Consider the following 14,829-nt stretch of genomic DNA (forward strand, 5'->3'; position numbering starts at 1 on the left):
TGTCAATAAATTGGCAATATCTTATATGACGATAGTGTCCCGGTAAAACGACCCGGCGCGACGCGCCGGCAAAGGCTTCAGCGGATCAGCATGGCCACGCCGGCATTGATCAGCCCGCCGCCGACGATCAGCCAGCCGAACAGCATGCTGGCGAGCAGCAGCGGCTTGCTGCCGGCCTGGCGGATGGCCGACAGGTGGGTGGTGATGCCCAGCGCGCCCATCGCGGCGGCCAAGAGCAGGTTGTCCAGCGCGATGATCTGTCGCAGCAGCGCGTGCGGCAGCAGGTTGAAGGAGTTGAGTCCGGCCACGGCGAGGAAGGCGACGGCGAACCAGGGGATGGTGATGCCGGTCTTCTCGTGGCTGTTGCCGCGGTGCCGCTTCGCCAGCCAGGCGGACAGGCCGATCAGGAACGGCGCCAGCATCATCACCCGTATCATCTTGGTGATGACGGCGGTGTTCATCGCCGCGTCGCTGACCGACTTGCCGGCGGCGACCGCCTGGGCGACTTCATGGATGGTGGAGCCGGCGAACAGGCCGTAGCTGAATTCGGAAATGCCCAGATAGCGCACCGCCTCGTACATCAGCGGCCACAGGAACATCGCCGCGGTGCCGAACACCACCACGGTGGCCACCGCTACCGCCACTTTCTCGGCGTGCGCCTTCAGCACCGGCTCGGTGGCCAGCACCGCCGCCGCGCCGCAGATCGAGCTGCCGGCGCCGATCAGGATCACGCTCTGCTCGTCCAGGCCCAGCTTGTTGCGGCCGACCCAAAACGCCAGCAGGAAGGTGGAAGTCAGCACCAGCGCGTCGATCAGCACGCCGGAGAAACCGACGGCGGCGATGTCCTGGAAGGTCAGCTTGAAGCCGAACAGGATGATGCCGGCGCGCAGCAGCTTTTGCTTGGAAAAGGCGATGCCGTGGTGGCTGGGGCCGGCGATGAAGCGGTAAACGGTGTTGCCGATCACCATGCCGCCGACGATGGCGAGGGTGAGGGCGGACAGGCCCAGGCTTTTCATCGCCGGCAGCTCGGCGGCCCAGATGGCGGCGGCGGCCAGGCCCAGCGCCAGCAGCAGGCCGGGCAGGATGTTTGAATGTTTGGTCATAAGTTAATGCCTCTTTGCTATATGACCAAGATACACCGCTGTATATCAGTAGAAAAACAGATAAAATTAATAGATATCAGTAGTAAAACCGATTAATTGACGGCGGAGACACGGATGAGCCTGCACATCAGCCTGCGCGAGCTGGAAGTATTCGTGGCGGTGGCGGAATTGGACACGGTGACGCGCGCCGCCGACCGGGTGGCGCTGACCCAGTCGGCCGCCAGCCAGGCGCTGTGCAAGCTGGAGCAGGGGCTGGGCGCGCAGCTGTTCGACCGGGTCGGGCGCCGGCTGCTGCTCAACGAGCACGGCCGGCTGCTGCTGCCGCGCGCGCGCGCCTTGCTGGACGCGGCCGCCGATGTGCAGGGCCTGTTCGACGGCGACGCGCTGGCGCTGCGTATCGGCGCCAGCACTACCATCGCCAATTACCTGCTGCCGCCACTGCTGGCGGCTTTCCGCCGCGATTGGCCGCGGGCGCGGCTGGAGCTGGAAGTGGCCAATACCCGCGACATCGTCGAAGCGGTGGCGGCGTTCCGCGTCGATTTCGGCCTGATAGAAGGCCCGTGCCACCATCCGGAGCTGCTGGCCAGCCCGTGGCGGCAGGACGAGCTGATCGTGTTCGCCGCCGCCGGCCATCCGCTGGCCGGCCGCAAGGTGGCGGCGGCGGAATTGGCGCAGGCGGAATGGATACTGCGCGAGGCCGGCTCCGGCACCCGCGAGGAGGTGGAGCGGGTGCTGCTGCCGCATTTGAGCCGGCTGGCGATCAGCATGGAGCTGGGCCACTCCGAGGCGATCAAGCACGCGGTGGCGGCGGGGCTGGGCGTCAGCTGCCTGTCGCGCCATGTGATCGCCGACCTGCTGGCCGCCGGCGCGGTGGTGGCGGTGGACGCCGACCTGCCGCCGCTGACGCGCACGCTGTACCGGGTGCAGCACCGCGACAAGTCGGCCAGCCGCGGCATGGCGGCCTTCGGCGGGCATCTGCAATGAAAAACGGGCAAAGCCGCGAAGCTTTGCCCGTTTCTTTGGCGCTGGCGCTCAGTGCGCGCCGCTGTCGCCGCCGGCGGCGGTGAATGGCGGCTTGGCGAGCCACACCAGCGCGATCAGCAGCACGAACAGGATGCCGGAGACCCAGAATATCTCGTTGGCGGCCATGATGTAGCCCTGCTTGGTGACCTGCAGCTGGGTCAGCGCCTGCTGCTGGCCGGGGTTCAGGCCCAGCTTGCTCATGGCGCCGAACCAAGACACCGACTCCGGATCGTACTGCGTCACGTGCTCGGTCAGCTTGGAGTGGTGCAGCGCCTCGCGGCGGTCCCACATCGTGGTGGTGATCGAGGTGCCGATGCTGCCCGCCAGGATGCGCAGGAAATTCGACAGGCTGGACGCGCTGGCGATCCGCGACGGATGCAGGCCGGACAGCGTGATGGTGGTCAGCGGCATGAAGAAGCAGGCCACGCCTATGCCTTGCACCACCTGCGGCCACACCACGTAGGAGAAGTCCATGTCGGTGTTGAAGTTGCTGCGCCAGAAGAAGCAGATCGCGTAGACGCTGAAGCTGACCGTCACCACCCAGCGCATGTCCCAGCGGTGCGCGTTCTTACCGATGATGGGCGACAGCACCACCGGGATCAGGCCGATGGGCGCGGCGGCGAGGCCGGCCCAGGTGGCGGTGTAGCCCAGCTGGGTCTGCAGCATCAAGGGCAGCAGCACCACGGCGCCGAAGTACAGCATGAAGCCCAGGCTGATGGCGACGGTGCCGACGGTGAAGTTGCGCTGGCTGAACAGCGACAGGTCGACGATGGGGTGTTCCTCGCCCAGCTCCCAGATCACCAGGTAGACCAGCGCCAGCGCGGCGACCACCGCCAGGGTGACGACCTCGGCGGAGTTGAACCAGTCCAGCTCCTTGCCGCGGTCCAGCACCATCTGCAGCGAGCCGACGCCGATCACCAGCAAGGCCAGGCCGATCTTGTCGATCGGCAAGTCGACCGTGTCGGTTTCGCGCGGCTTCAGGATGCGCCAGGAAATGAAGGCGGCGGCGAGGCCCACCGGCACGTTGATGAAGAAGATCCAGCCCCAGTGCCAGTTGTCGCTGATCACCCCGCCCAGAATCGGGCCGAACACCGGCGCGACGATCACCGTCATCGCCCATAGCGCCAGCGCCATGCCTTTCTTCGCCGCTGGATAGCACGACAGCAGCAGGCTCTGCGACAGCGGAATCATCGGGCCGGCCACCGCGCCTTGCAGCACGCGGAACAGGATCAGCATTTCCAGGCTGCTGGACATGCCGCACAGCCAGGAGGTCAGCACGAACAGCAGGGTGGAGGCAGTGAACAGCTTCACCTCGCCGAAGCGCTTGGCCAGCCAGCCGGTCAGCGGCACCGAGATGGCGTTGGCCACGCCGAACGAGGTGATCACCCAGGTGCCCTGGCTGGTGGCGGCGCCCAGGTTGCCCGAAATGGTGGGCAGCGCCACGTTGGCGATGGTGGTGTCCAGCACCTGCATGAACACCGACATCGACAGCGCCAGCGTGATCCAGACCAGTTTCGAGCCGGTCAGTGGCGGATGGTTCATGGCGACGGATTCCTTACTTGCCGGCCACGGCGTTGGCGGCCAGGATCTCGGCCACCAGCTTGTCCGCCTGCTTCAGGTCGGGCAGCGTGTTGTTGTTTTCGCTGGCGGCGGCGGCCGGCGCGGCTTCGGCCAGCGATTTGCCGTCCTGGTTGCTGGTGTCCACCACCGCGTCGATCGACAGGCCGACGCGCAGCGGGTGGTCTTTCAGCTCCTGCGGGTCCAGCGCGATGCGCACCGGCACGCGCTGCACCACCTTGATCCAGTTGCCGGTGGCGTTTTGCGGCGGCAGCAGCGAGAAGGCGCTGCCGCTGCCGGCGGACAGGCCTTGCACCTTGCCGTGGTAGACCACCTTGCCGCCGTAGAGATCGGACTTGATCTCCACCGGCTGGCCGACGCGGATCTTGGCCAGCTGGCCTTCCTTGAAGTTGGCGTCCACCCACAGGTTTTCCAGCGGCACCACCGCCATCAGCGGCGTGCCGGCGGCGATGCGCTGGCCCACTTGCACGTTGCGGCGCGCGATGGTGCCGGCCAGCGGCGCCTTGATCTCGGTGCGCTGCAGATTGAGCCAGGCTTCCTTCAGGCGGCTGGCGGCGGCCTTCACCGCCGGCTGCTGCGCCAGCGCGTCTTTGCCCACCAGCGCCAGGCCGGCCTTGGCCTGCTCCTGGGCGGCGGTCAGCGCGGCCTGGGCGGCGGCGACGGCGTCGCCGGCGTGGCCCAGCTCTTCGGCCGACATCGCCTCGCTGCCGGCCAGCAGCTTGCGGCGCTTCAGGTCGGCTTCGGCGCGGGACAGTTCGGCCTGGCGCAACGCCACCTGGGCGTCCAGCTGCTGGGTGTTGGCCATCAGCTGGCGGGTCTGGCGCACGGTCTGGGCGAATTCGTTGCGGGCGCGTTCGAAGGCCAGTTCGGCGTCGCTGTTGTCGTAGCTGACCAGCACTTGGCCGGCCTTGACTGCCTGGGTGTCGTCCACCAGCACCTTGGCGACGGTGCCGCCGACTTCCGGGGTGACCTGCACCAGATGGCCGGCGACATAGGCGTCGTCGGTGTTTTCCTGGTGGCTGAGCACCAGGCTCCAGTAAGCGCCGTAGCCGATGGCGATGGCGGCGAACAGGGTGGTGGCGACCAGCAGATTGCGTTTGCGGCTTTGCGCGGTTTCTAGTTTCTGATCCATTGCGATGATGTCCTTAGTGGCTGGCGGGCTGGGCTTGGAAGCCGCCGCCGAGCGCGGTGTTCAGAGAGGCCCAGGCCAGACGGTTGGCGGCCTTGGCGTCGATGTAGGCGGATTGCTGGCCGAGCAGCGCGTCTTGCGCGTCCAGCAGCGACAGCTTGTTGACCAGGCCGGCGCGCAGGCGCGATGCCATCGCGTCGTTGGCCTTGCGGCTGCTGGCCAGCGCGCGTTCGGCCTGCTTCAGCTGGCGCTGGCTGTTCTGCCAGCCGGACACCGAGTCGGCGGCGTCGCGCAGCGCGTCCAGCACGGTTTGGTTGTACTGCTGCACCGCCATGTCGTAGCCGGCCTGCTGTTTGGACAGGTTGGATTGCAACTGGCCGGAGTGGAACAGCGGCAGGTTGATCGCCGGCATGAAGCCCCACAGCGAGGAGCCGCTCTTGAACAGTTGGTCCATTTCCAGCGAGGTCTGGCCGGCGAACACCGTCAGCTTCACATTGGGGTAGAACTCGGCGCGGGCTTCCTTGACCGAGCTGTCCATCGCCTCGACGCGCGCGCGCTGGGCGGCGATGTCGGGACGGCGGCCCAGCAGGTTGGCGTCCAGGCTGTCCAGCTGCGGCACCGGCGCCGGATCGAGTTTGCCCGGCTGCGGCGCGGCTTGCGCTTGCGGCCCCTGGCCGGTCAGCGCGGCCAGCGCGTGGCGGCTGCGCTCGATGTCGTTGGCGAACGCGCTTTGCTGCTGCAGCAGTTTTTCGATCGAGACTTCGTTGCCGCGCTGATTGTCGCCGGGCAGGAGGCCGGCGTTGATGCGGGCCTGGGTCAGCTTCTCGCGGCTTTGCGCGATGGCCAGCCGCTGGGCCAGCAGATCGGCCTGGGCCTGGCTGCGCTGCAGCTGGGTGTATTGGGCGATCACCGCCTGGGTCAGCATCAGCCGGGTTTGCTCGCCTTCGAAAGCGATGGCCTGCTGCTGGCCCAGCGCGGCGCTGACCGCGGCGTGGTTCTTGCCCCAGAAATCGAATTCCCAGCTGCCGACCAGCGCCGCGGTGTAGGCGGTGACGTAGTCTTCATGCAGCAGCGGCTTGAGCTGGTCGGTGTGGATTTGCGCGACATTGGCGGTGGCGTCCAGCTGCGGGCCATCCTTGCTTTCCACGATGCCGACGGCGGCGCGGGCCTGGCGCAGGCGCGCGGCGGCCAGCTTCAGCGACGGCGCGTCTTTCAGCGCGCTGTCCACCAGCTGGTTCAGCGCCGGGTCGTTCAGTTGCTGCCACCAGTTGCCGCTCAGGTTCTGTTTGCCGGGGGCGGCCAGCTTCAGCTGTTCGGCGCTCAGCGCCTGATCGGGGGTGACATCGGGGCCGAAGCTGGCGCAGCCGCCGAGCACGGCGCTGATCAGCAGCACCCCGGCGGTCTGTGGCCAAGATTTCTTGTTCACCTTGTCGGTCTCCATCAATGATGTATGCGATGCAGTGATATATCTGATGATAATCACACTGGTTATTATTTGAGCGAAAAAAGTGCTTGCGGATTCAGCCGCCGAGTTTGCTCAGCAGCTTGCGCATCAGTCGTTCCAGCAGCGCTTTCTCCTCGCTGTCGAAGTCGGCCCACAGGGTTTTGTGGACTTCGCGCGAGTAGGGCAGCAGGCTTTCCACCAGCGCCACGCCGGCGGCGGTGAGCTCCAGCACGATCTTGCGGCGGTCTTCGGAACTGGCGGAGCGCGCGGCCCAGCCGTTCTTCACCAGCTCGTCGGCGATGCGGGTGGCATTGGTGCGGGAGGAGTCCAGCGTCTCGCTGATGTCGCTGGGATTGAGCGCCTGGTTCGGGCAGGCGTACAGCGCCAACAGCGCCATCCAGACGGTTTCGTTCAGGCCGTGCTGCTTCAGGCTCTCGCACATGTGGGCGCTCAGCCGCGGCACGATATGGAAAATCAGCCGGGTGAGGATCACTTCCTGGCGCGGCACGCCTGGGAAGCGGGCCTCGACGTGGTTGATCGCCTGTTCCAGTTGGGCAAAGGACTTGTTTGGGCTCATGTGGATATTTTAGTAACGCGCGGTATTATTTTGCAAGAAATAATAACCCCGCTAATGACTTGCCGGCTTAGACTGTTGCGTCAATGTCGTTGGCATGCTTGGCGGATAGGGAACGGAATGCGAAACGGCCTGCCGGAGGGCAGGCCGCAGGGGGAAGGCGGGAAACTTAGCGGGACAGCAGGAGCAGCACCTGCTCCGGCGGCCGGCCGACGACGGCGCGGCCGTCGCCCACCGCGATCGGGCGCTCGATCAGATTGGGGTTGTCCACCATCGCGGCGATCAGGTGTTTGCGTTCCAGCGTGATGTCGTCAAGGTAGAGGTCGGCGTACTCTTCCTCTTTCTGCCGCATCAGCTCGCGCGGCTCCATGCCCAACAGCTGCAGCAGTCGGTCCAGTTCTTCGGCGCTGGGCGGGTGCTTCAGGTATTCGACGACTTCGACTTCGGCGCCCGCTTCTTCCAGCAGGGCCAGCGCCGCGCGCGATTTCGAACACTTGGGATTGTGGTAAAGACGGATCATCGGGCTTCTCCCTTGTTATGGCGGCGGAATCCGCTCGCTGCGCGTGTGGAAGGTAGCGGCATCGTGGCATGAAAGACCGAGCCTGCCAAGCTTTGCGGCTGGTGTTTGGCAAGCGGAGTGCTTATCGTTAACATGACGATATTATCTATGATTATTTTCCCATGCCCTCATCCACGCGCAGCCATTTCGGCCTGGTTTTCCTGCTGGCAGCTCTATCCACCATCGGTCCTTTCTCCATCGATACCTTCCTGCCCGCGATGCGGGCCATCGGCGACAGCCTGGCGGCCTCGCCGCTGCAGATGCAGCAGGCGCTGACGGTTTATCTGTTCTGTTACGCGTTGATGATGCTGTGGCACGGGTCCATTTCCGACGCGATAGGGCGCCGGCCGGTGGTGCTGGCCACCACGCTGCTGTTCGGCCTGGCTTCGCTTGGCTGCGCGCTGTCTGACAGCCTGGGCATGCTGCTGCTGTTCCGCGGCCTGCAGGGCTTGTGCGGCGGCGCCGGCCTGGTGGTCGGCCGGGCCATCATCCGCGACAAGCTGGACGGCGCCGAGGCGCAGCGGCTGATGTCGCATGTGACCATGCTGTTTTCCTTGTCGCCGGCGATCGCGCCGGTGGTGGGCGGCTGGTTGTTCGGCGCCTTCGGCTGGCACTCCATCTTCGTGTTCATGGCCTTGGTCGGCTTCGCCTTGTTCGCCTTGTGCTGGTTCGGCCTGGAGGAAAGCCACCATCGCGAGGCGCGGCAGCCGCTGAAGGTCCGTTATCTGCTGGCCAATTACTGGCAGGTGGGCAAAAAGCGCGATTTCCAGCTGCTGACGGCGGCGGTGTCGTTCAACTTCGCCGGTTTCTTCCTGTATGTGCCGTCGGCGCCGGTATTCCTGATGCAGCACCTGCACCTGGGGCCCAGCCAGTTTCTGTGGATGTTCGGCCCGGTGGTGTCCGGCATCATGTTCGGCGCCTACCTGTCCGGCAGAATGGCGGGCCATGCCTCTCAGCGCGAAATCGTGTCGCGCGGCTATTGGCTGATGTTCGCCGCGGCGCTGGCCAATCTGGCCTACAACCTAGCGGCGGATCAGCTGACGCTGCCGTGGGCGGTGCTGCCGCTGGCGCTGTACACCACCGGCATGTCGCTGGCGGCGCCGTCCATCACGCTCAATCTGATGGACCAGTTTCCTTCGCTGCGCGGCACGGTGTCTTCGCTGCAAGGGTTCTGCCAGACCATGATGTCCAGCCTGGTGGCGGGGGCGCTGGCGCCGCTGGCCTGGGGCAGCCCGCTGCGGCTGGCCTGCGCGATGTGCGTGCTGTTGGCGCTGGGTTTTGTCTGCCGGATGGGCTACCGCTTGCGGATGCGGGCGATAGGGCGCTGAAGGGCGCGGCCAGCCGCGTGGGCGGGCCGCGCGCCGCTCAGCCGTTGTTCTTCAGCGCGAACGCGGGTTCGGCCTGGGATGGGCCGCGCCGCGCGCCGCGCTCGTCCAGCCGGGCCCGCAGCAGAGCGGCCAGGGTGCCGACCAGCAAGCCGGCGAACAGGCCAAGCGCCAGCACCAGGCTGCGTTTCGGCTTGCTTCTCAGCTCCGGCGGCACGGCGGCGTCCAATACCTGGATCAGCGAAGAGTCCTTGGCTTCGTCTATCCGCGCCAGCTCGTATTGCTTGGACAGCAGTTCGAAAATGGTTTCCTGATATTTGACTTCGCGCAGCCGGCGCAGATATTCCAGTCCGCTTTGCGCTACCTTGCCGGTTGGCACCAGCATGTCCCGGCCGTTGCCGTCGCCGGTTTCCAGTTTGGCGAGCTGCTCGCGCAGGCCGGCCAGCTCCTGCTCGGCGCGTATGTAGAGCGGGTTCTGCGCGGTGGCGAAGCTCTTCATCGCTTCCAGCTGCACTTCCTTGGCGGCGATATTGGCGCGCAGCTGGGTGACCGAGCCGACGATCGCCGGCAATTGGCCTTCCGGCAATACCATGCCGGTTTTTTCCTGGGTTTTGCGCAGTTCGCTTTCGGCTTCGGTCAGCAGGTCTTTGGTTTGCTTCAGCTGCTGTTCGAAGAACAGGCGGCGTTTGGCGGCGTCGGTCACCGCCAGCGACTGGTTCACCGCCTTCAGCTCCTCGACGTAGCCATTCGCCAGCGCCGCGGCGAATTTGGGGTCGCCGTCGTCGACGCTGATGCTGATCAGCCCGTCCTTGCCGTTGGCGAAGCTGCTCAGGCCTTGCAGCGCCTTGCGCGTCGCGTCCATGGTGTCCTGCTGGTAGCGCTGTTTCAACTGGTAGCGTTGGATCAGCTTGTCGGCCACGCTGCGGCTTTGCAGCATGCCGATATAGAGGTCGTTCGGGTTTTTCAGGCCGGTGAGGCCGCCGGCGGCGCCGGCCAGCCCGCCCAGCTGGCCCAGCAGCGCGCTCATGCCGTTGTTTTGCTGCTGCGGGGGCATGATGCTGGTGGTGGCGGTGAAAACCGGTTTCGCCAACAGGCAGTAGGCCAGCGCCGCCGCGCCGAACAGCAAGGTGCTGGAGGCGATCCAGCGCTTGTGGCGCGCCAGCTGCGCCAGCAGGGTCGGCAGGTCGACTTCGTCCTTGGCGCGCCCATCGGTTGCGGTTTGCATCTGCGTCTCCTTCGCTGTCGGGTTCATGCTCACTTCAGCACTTTCAGGCCTGCGGCGCCGAGGCCGAACTGATACAGGATGGAGGTCCACTCCTTCAACGACTGGGTCCAGCTGCCGGCGTTCAGTTCTTCCGGCACGACGATGGTATCGCCCGGATTGATGCGTTTGCCGCCGACTCCGGAGAACCAGCTGCCATTGTTGCTGCTGGCCACGGTGCCGTCGGCGCGCAGCACGTAGATCGACGACTTGTCGCCGCTGTCCACCACGCCGCCGGCCAGCGTCAGGTAGTCGCTGACCGAGCGTTGCGGCCGGTAGATGAAGGCGTTGCTCTGGTAGACCGCGCCCAGCACGTTGACTGTGCCGGGCCGGCGCGGGATTTCCACCTGGTCGCCATCCTGCAGCTCCAGATCCGGCAGGTCCTTGACCTGGGCGTTGGCATCTTTCATCTCCAGCACCACGCGTCCTTCGGCCTTGATTTCGCGCATTTTGGCGGCGATCTGGCGCTGGCGCTCCACCTCGGCCGTCACCGAGGCGATCGCGTCCTTGTCGGTCAGCTTGCCGAGGCGGCCGGCGGCGTTTTGCTCCAGCTCCTTCTCGAAGCGGGCGGACACTTCGTCCAGTTTTTGCTGTTGCATCTGGCGTATGCTTTCGCGTTTGAACTGGGTGGCGAACACATAGCCGTCATCGTTGACGCCGCCGAGGCGCATGATCAGCTGGCGCAAGGTTTCGCCTTTCTGGATCTGGAAGGTGCCGGTGTGGCCGACTTCGCCGCCGACGCTGACGAATTCGTCGTTCTTCTGCACGCTTACCGGCTGCGCGCCCGGCACGTGCAGACGGAAGATGTCGCCGGCCTTCAGCGCGATGCCGGACAGCTGCCGATCGTCGTTCTGCACATGCGCCAGATTGAGGAAGCGGTTGTTCACGCTCTTTTCTATCCACAACTCCTTGCCTTCGGCGGCGGACTCCAGGCCGCCGGCCCAGTGCAGCAGGTTGCCGACGTTGTCGCCATCGCGGAATTCGTAGATGGCCGGAATCTTGACGTCGCCGAGCAGGGCCACGCGCGGGCCGGCGGCGGGAATCTGGATCACGTCGCCATCGCGCAGGGTTTGATCCTCTGACTTGTCGCCATCCACCAGGATCGCGTACAGGTCGACCTTGGCGACCTCCTTGCCGCCGCGCATCAGCGCGACGCGGCGCAGGCTGCCGCTGTCGTCCGGCCCGCCGGCCTTCAGCAGGGCGTTCAGCAGCGTGCTCATCGCGTTGAGGGTATAGCTGCCGGGCTGGCGGGCATGGCCCACCACATACACCTGCACCGAGCGGCTTTGCACCAGGCTGACGCTGAGGTCGAAATTGTTGAATACCCGGCTGACGCTTTTCTTCAGCACGCCTTGCAGATCGCGGTAGCGCACCCCGGCGACGGCGACGCTGCCGACGCGCGGCAGGTAGATCGCGCCGTTGCGGTCCACCGTCATGGTCAGATCGATGTCCACCATTCCCCAGCCCTTGATTTGCAGCTGGTCGCCGTTGCCGATCACGTAGTCGGGATTGACCTGCACGCCGTCCGCCGACTCGAAATTGTTGTACGGGTTGCGGAACAGCTTGCTACCGAAAATCGGCAGGGTCTGCTCGGTGGCTTTCTGGACATAGTCGGCGAACGGCGGCAGCTTGGGTTTGCCGTTCAACGGGTTCAGTTCGTAGCCGTTGTCGTCGAGATAAGGCTGGTTGCGCTGCGGATAAGCCTGGTTGCTCCGGCCGTTCTGTTGTTGTAGTTGCGGGAATGGCTTGTCGAATGCCTGCTGGCCGGTGGGCAGGCTGTTGATCGCGGGGAGCCCGTTGTTGTTGTCGGTTTCATAGCCGGGCATGGTGGTGCTGGGGTAGCTGACGTTGCCGGCGGCCTGCGGGCAGCTGCTGATCGCCAGCAGGCATAGCGCCAATAGGGTTTTTCCGCTCGATTTCAAGATGCTTGCAGTCATGGCTTGGCTTCCCGCTATTGAGACTTATTGGATGGGTATCTGAAGCTGCACCCCTACCTGCTTGGGGCTGACGATCACATTGCTGCGGTAACGGCTGTCGTCGCGCTGGGCCTGCCACAGCCAGTTGCCCACCAGGTAGCCGAGGAAGCCGCCGACGGTGACGTCGGACAGCCAGTGGTCGCGGCTGGCCAGCCGGCCGACCGAGCCGAAGGCGGCGACGCCGTACAGCCAGGGCTGGTCGTATTCTTTGGCGAACGGGGTGACGGCGGCGAACAGCACGGCGGCGTGGTTGGAGGTGAAACTGCTTTGCAGCCGCGATTCTCCCGACGGCTGGGTGCTCCAGGGACCGGCGCCGGCGTCGGGCCGCGCGCGGTTGACCACGCCTTTGAGCAGCTCGCTGCCTGCCACTGCCGCGGCGCTGGATTCCAGCGCGATCAGGCCGGTGTTGCTCAGCCTGTCGTCGCCCAAGGCGAACGCCGCGCCGGACAGGGCCGCCGCGGCGTAGGGCAGGTCCTTGCCGAGCTTGCCCCAGTCCTTCACCAGGCGGTTCTGCTCATGCTGTTGGAAGGCGCGGTTGACCGACCGGTCCAGCGCCATCGCGGTCAGGGTGGCGAAGCCGATGGTGCCCAGCGCGGCGGCCTTGTCGTCCATTTGCAGCCACTGAGTGCCGGAATCTTCCAGCCGCATCCGGATCATCGGCCACGGGTGGTAGCTGGGCTGCGGCGGATTGACCGCGGGCAGGTTCTGCTCGTCGGGGCGTTCGGCGAAATTGCCCAGGCCGTCGTAGGCGTTGATGTCGCGCTTCGGGTCGCTGAGGATTTCGTACAAGTCGCCCGGGGTCATCACCATCTGGCCGACGTCGCGGGTCCACGGCGACAGCGAGAAGTCGCCGGCGGTGCGGCTGTCGAAGGTCAGCAGGCTGTTGAGCGGGATGGTGAAGAACATCCCCTTGTCGTTGTAAGGCTTGGACGGCGTGCCGGGGCTGGTGATGTCGTTGCCGTTGGTCTTGGTGTACCAGAAGCCGGCCTCTATGCCCGAGTGGAAGCGGCGCTTCAACTCCAGCCGCGCGCCGTCGTCCTTGGCCAGGAAGCGGCCGGCGCGCACGGTGGCGGTGACGCCCAGCGGCAGCTGGTAGTGCATGGCGGCGAGCGCGGTGATGGTCTGGTAGTCGCGCTTGCCGAACCAGCCCTGGACGTCGCGTTGCTGCAGCGCGTCCACGGTCAAGTCCACCGCCCAGTTCTTCACGCCGGGGTAGTAGAGGATCTGGCCGCCGGCGCCGCGGTACATTTCCTCGTAGATGCCGACGGAAGCCCGGGCATAGGTATTGGGCGACAGCGTCATGTACTGGTTGAGCATGAAGCGGTTCAGCTTGGGCGCCTTGACGCGCTTGTAGTCGGCGATATCGGAGCGCACGTGCGGCAGCAGGCTGTTGGACGGTTGCGTCACGGCGGTGATGGTGTTGTAGAGGTCGGCGCTCAGCGCGCTGTCCAGATACAGACCCTTGGCGAGCCGGCGCTTGTAGGTGGCCTCGGCCATGATGTCGTAGTGGAAGGCGCCGCTGGGGTCGTTGAAATAGACGCCGAATTTCGGCGCCATGTGGAAATGGTTGTCTTCGGCGTCGTTGCTGGTGACTTGAACCAGGTCGCCCTCCTGGTTGGTCAGCAGGTTGAGCTGGATGCTTTCCTTCAGGCCTTGGGCCAGCGACTGGCTGGCCAGCGGCTGGGTTTCCTCGTCGCGGCCCGGACGGATGTTGACGGTTTCCAGGAAGCGGGCGCGGTTGGCCTTGCCCAGCAAGTAGTCGTTGAGCGTGGGCATGTCGTAAAAGCTGTATGTGGCGACCGGCTGCTCGAACTCGGTGTAAACCACCTTGATTTCGCGCGTTTCCAGCGGCGCGAAATAGAGCGCGGTGCGCACGGCGCGGCCTACAGCGCGGCCGACATTGGAGATGCGGCTGTTGCTCAGCTCCAGCACCAGCGCGTCGCGCTGCATAGCGATGCGGATGTTCTTGAAGTCCTGCTTGGCGAGCGCGGTTGCCAGCTGGCTGGCGTAGTCGCCGCTGTCCTTCCATTGCGCCAGCGTGGGGCGTGAAGGCAGGTCGGGGCCGCCGCGAAAGTAGTCAGGCTCCTGGATCTTGGGCACGAACTCCTTCACGTTCAGCGGGATGTCGATGTGGGCATTGACGCTGTTGAGGGTTTTCTGCCGGGCGACTTGCAGGCCCAGCCAGCCCCATTGGTATTCGATGCCGACCACCGGGCCTTTTTTCCGGTCGGCGGCCAGCGTGCTGGATTCGTAGGGATCCTGCCGGTAGTTGTTGGCGTCGTACTCGGCGACCAGCGACCAGTTGGGCAGCGCTTGCGGCGTATAGCGCAGGCCGCCGAATGCGCCTTGTATGCGGTCCTTGCCATAGCCCAGCGAAGCCTCCAGGCCGGGCAGCAGATTCTTGCTGGCGACCAGATAGGTGCTTTTCCATAGCCGGTTGCCGACGATGTCGGTCGTGCCCAGCGAGATTTCCGGCATCAGCGCGGATTCGTCCCACAGCTTGAATTTCAAGTCTATGGCCTTGTCTTTGTACCTGCCGTAATTGCCGCCATACTGCGGATTGTCGAAACCGGGAATGCCGGAGATGGACGTGTAGCGTCCCGACACTTCCAGCCAGGGCAGCACCGTGGTGGAAGTCCATAGCACGCCGTACGGCTTGTCATAGCCGTAGCCAAGGCTGAAGGTGCCGTCTTCGCCGACGCGGGCCGACGGCATGTTGACATAGCCCATCTGCCCGGTCAGCGATGGTTGGGCGATGGCGCTGCAGGCGAAAAGCAGCGGCAAGCCCCCTTGTAACACCCCCGAAGCCAGATAGCGTCTGGATTTGTTCTGCATTGCTGCGGCCTGGATTTATTCG

At 65.3% G+C, this 14,829-nt stretch carries 11 protein-coding genes; 2 read left to right on the forward strand and 9 right to left on the reverse strand.

Annotated elements, in window-relative coordinates:
• Positions 1-77: 77 nt before the first annotated feature.
• Positions 78-1,103: a YeiH family protein gene (locus U6115_RS03625; protein WP_043576842.1), complete on the reverse strand. Its 1,026-nt coding sequence runs from the start codon at positions 1,101-1,103 to the stop codon at positions 78-80.
• 114 nt (positions 1,104-1,217) lie between these two features.
• Here U6115_RS03625 and U6115_RS03630 point away from each other — a divergent pair, with 114 nt between their 5' ends.
• Positions 1,218-2,087, forward strand: coding sequence for a LysR family transcriptional regulator (locus U6115_RS03630; protein ID WP_080770257.1), 870 nt, complete (start codon positions 1,218-1,220; stop codon positions 2,085-2,087).
• A gap of 48 nt (positions 2,088-2,135) precedes the next feature.
• Here the strand turns inward: U6115_RS03630 and U6115_RS03635 are convergent, their stop codons facing one another.
• The 5 genes from U6115_RS03635 to arsC form a co-directional block, all read right to left on the reverse strand.
• Positions 2,136-3,668 carry a DHA2 family efflux MFS transporter permease subunit gene (locus tag U6115_RS03635; RefSeq protein WP_043576846.1) on the reverse strand — a complete coding sequence of 511 codons (1,533 nt, stop codon included), beginning with the start codon at positions 3,666-3,668 and terminating at the stop codon, positions 2,136-2,138.
• 13 nt (positions 3,669-3,681) lie between these two features.
• The gene (locus U6115_RS03640; protein WP_043576849.1) at positions 3,682-4,836 is read right to left on the reverse strand and encodes an EmrA/EmrK family multidrug efflux transporter periplasmic adaptor subunit; all 1,155 of its coding nucleotides are present in this window, start codon (positions 4,834-4,836) and stop codon (positions 3,682-3,684) included.
• Positions 4,837-4,849: 13 nt separating this feature from the next.
• Positions 4,850-6,259 carry an efflux transporter outer membrane subunit gene (locus U6115_RS03645; RefSeq protein ID WP_043577163.1) on the reverse strand — a complete coding sequence of 470 codons (1,410 nt, stop codon included), beginning with the start codon at positions 6,257-6,259 and terminating at the stop codon, positions 4,850-4,852.
• Positions 6,260-6,353: 94 nt separating this feature from the next.
• Positions 6,354-6,854, reverse strand: a complete 501-nt coding sequence (locus tag U6115_RS03650; protein WP_043576852.1) for a MarR family transcriptional regulator — start codon at positions 6,852-6,854, stop codon at positions 6,354-6,356.
• A 166-nt stretch (positions 6,855-7,020) separates the two neighbouring features.
• The gene (gene arsC, locus U6115_RS03655) at positions 7,021-7,371 is read right to left on the reverse strand and encodes an arsenate reductase (glutaredoxin) (protein WP_043576854.1); all 351 of its coding nucleotides are present in this window, start codon (positions 7,369-7,371) and stop codon (positions 7,021-7,023) included.
• A gap of 161 nt (positions 7,372-7,532) precedes the next feature.
• On the opposite strand from arsC, the gene U6115_RS03660 reads away from it, so the two are divergent.
• On the forward strand, positions 7,533-8,738 hold the full coding sequence (locus U6115_RS03660) for a multidrug effflux MFS transporter (protein WP_043576857.1): 1,206 nt from the start codon (positions 7,533-7,535) through the stop codon (positions 8,736-8,738).
• A 37-nt stretch (positions 8,739-8,775) separates the two neighbouring features.
• Here U6115_RS03660 and U6115_RS03665 read toward each other — a convergent pair whose 3' ends face one another.
• Genes U6115_RS03665 through U6115_RS03675 form a run of 3 tightly spaced genes read right to left on the reverse strand, consistent with a single transcriptional unit; the run spans position 8,776 to position 14,807 of the window.
• Positions 8,776-9,960, reverse strand: a complete 1,185-nt coding sequence (locus tag U6115_RS03665) for a GumC family protein (protein WP_230623391.1) — start codon at positions 9,958-9,960, stop codon at positions 8,776-8,778.
• A gap of 29 nt (positions 9,961-9,989) precedes the next feature.
• The gene (locus U6115_RS03670) at positions 9,990-11,933 is read right to left on the reverse strand and encodes an SLBB domain-containing protein (protein ID WP_043576860.1); all 1,944 of its coding nucleotides are present in this window, start codon (positions 11,931-11,933) and stop codon (positions 9,990-9,992) included.
• A 24-nt stretch (positions 11,934-11,957) separates the two neighbouring features.
• On the reverse strand, positions 11,958-14,807 hold the full coding sequence (locus tag U6115_RS03675; RefSeq protein WP_043576861.1) for a YjbH domain-containing protein: 2,850 nt from the start codon (positions 14,805-14,807) through the stop codon (positions 11,958-11,960).
• Positions 14,808-14,829 lie beyond the last annotated feature (22 nt).

This window comes from Chromobacterium subtsugae, assembly GCF_035919665.1.
Classification (GTDB): Bacteria; Pseudomonadota; Gammaproteobacteria; order Burkholderiales; family Chromobacteriaceae; genus Chromobacterium; species Chromobacterium subtsugae.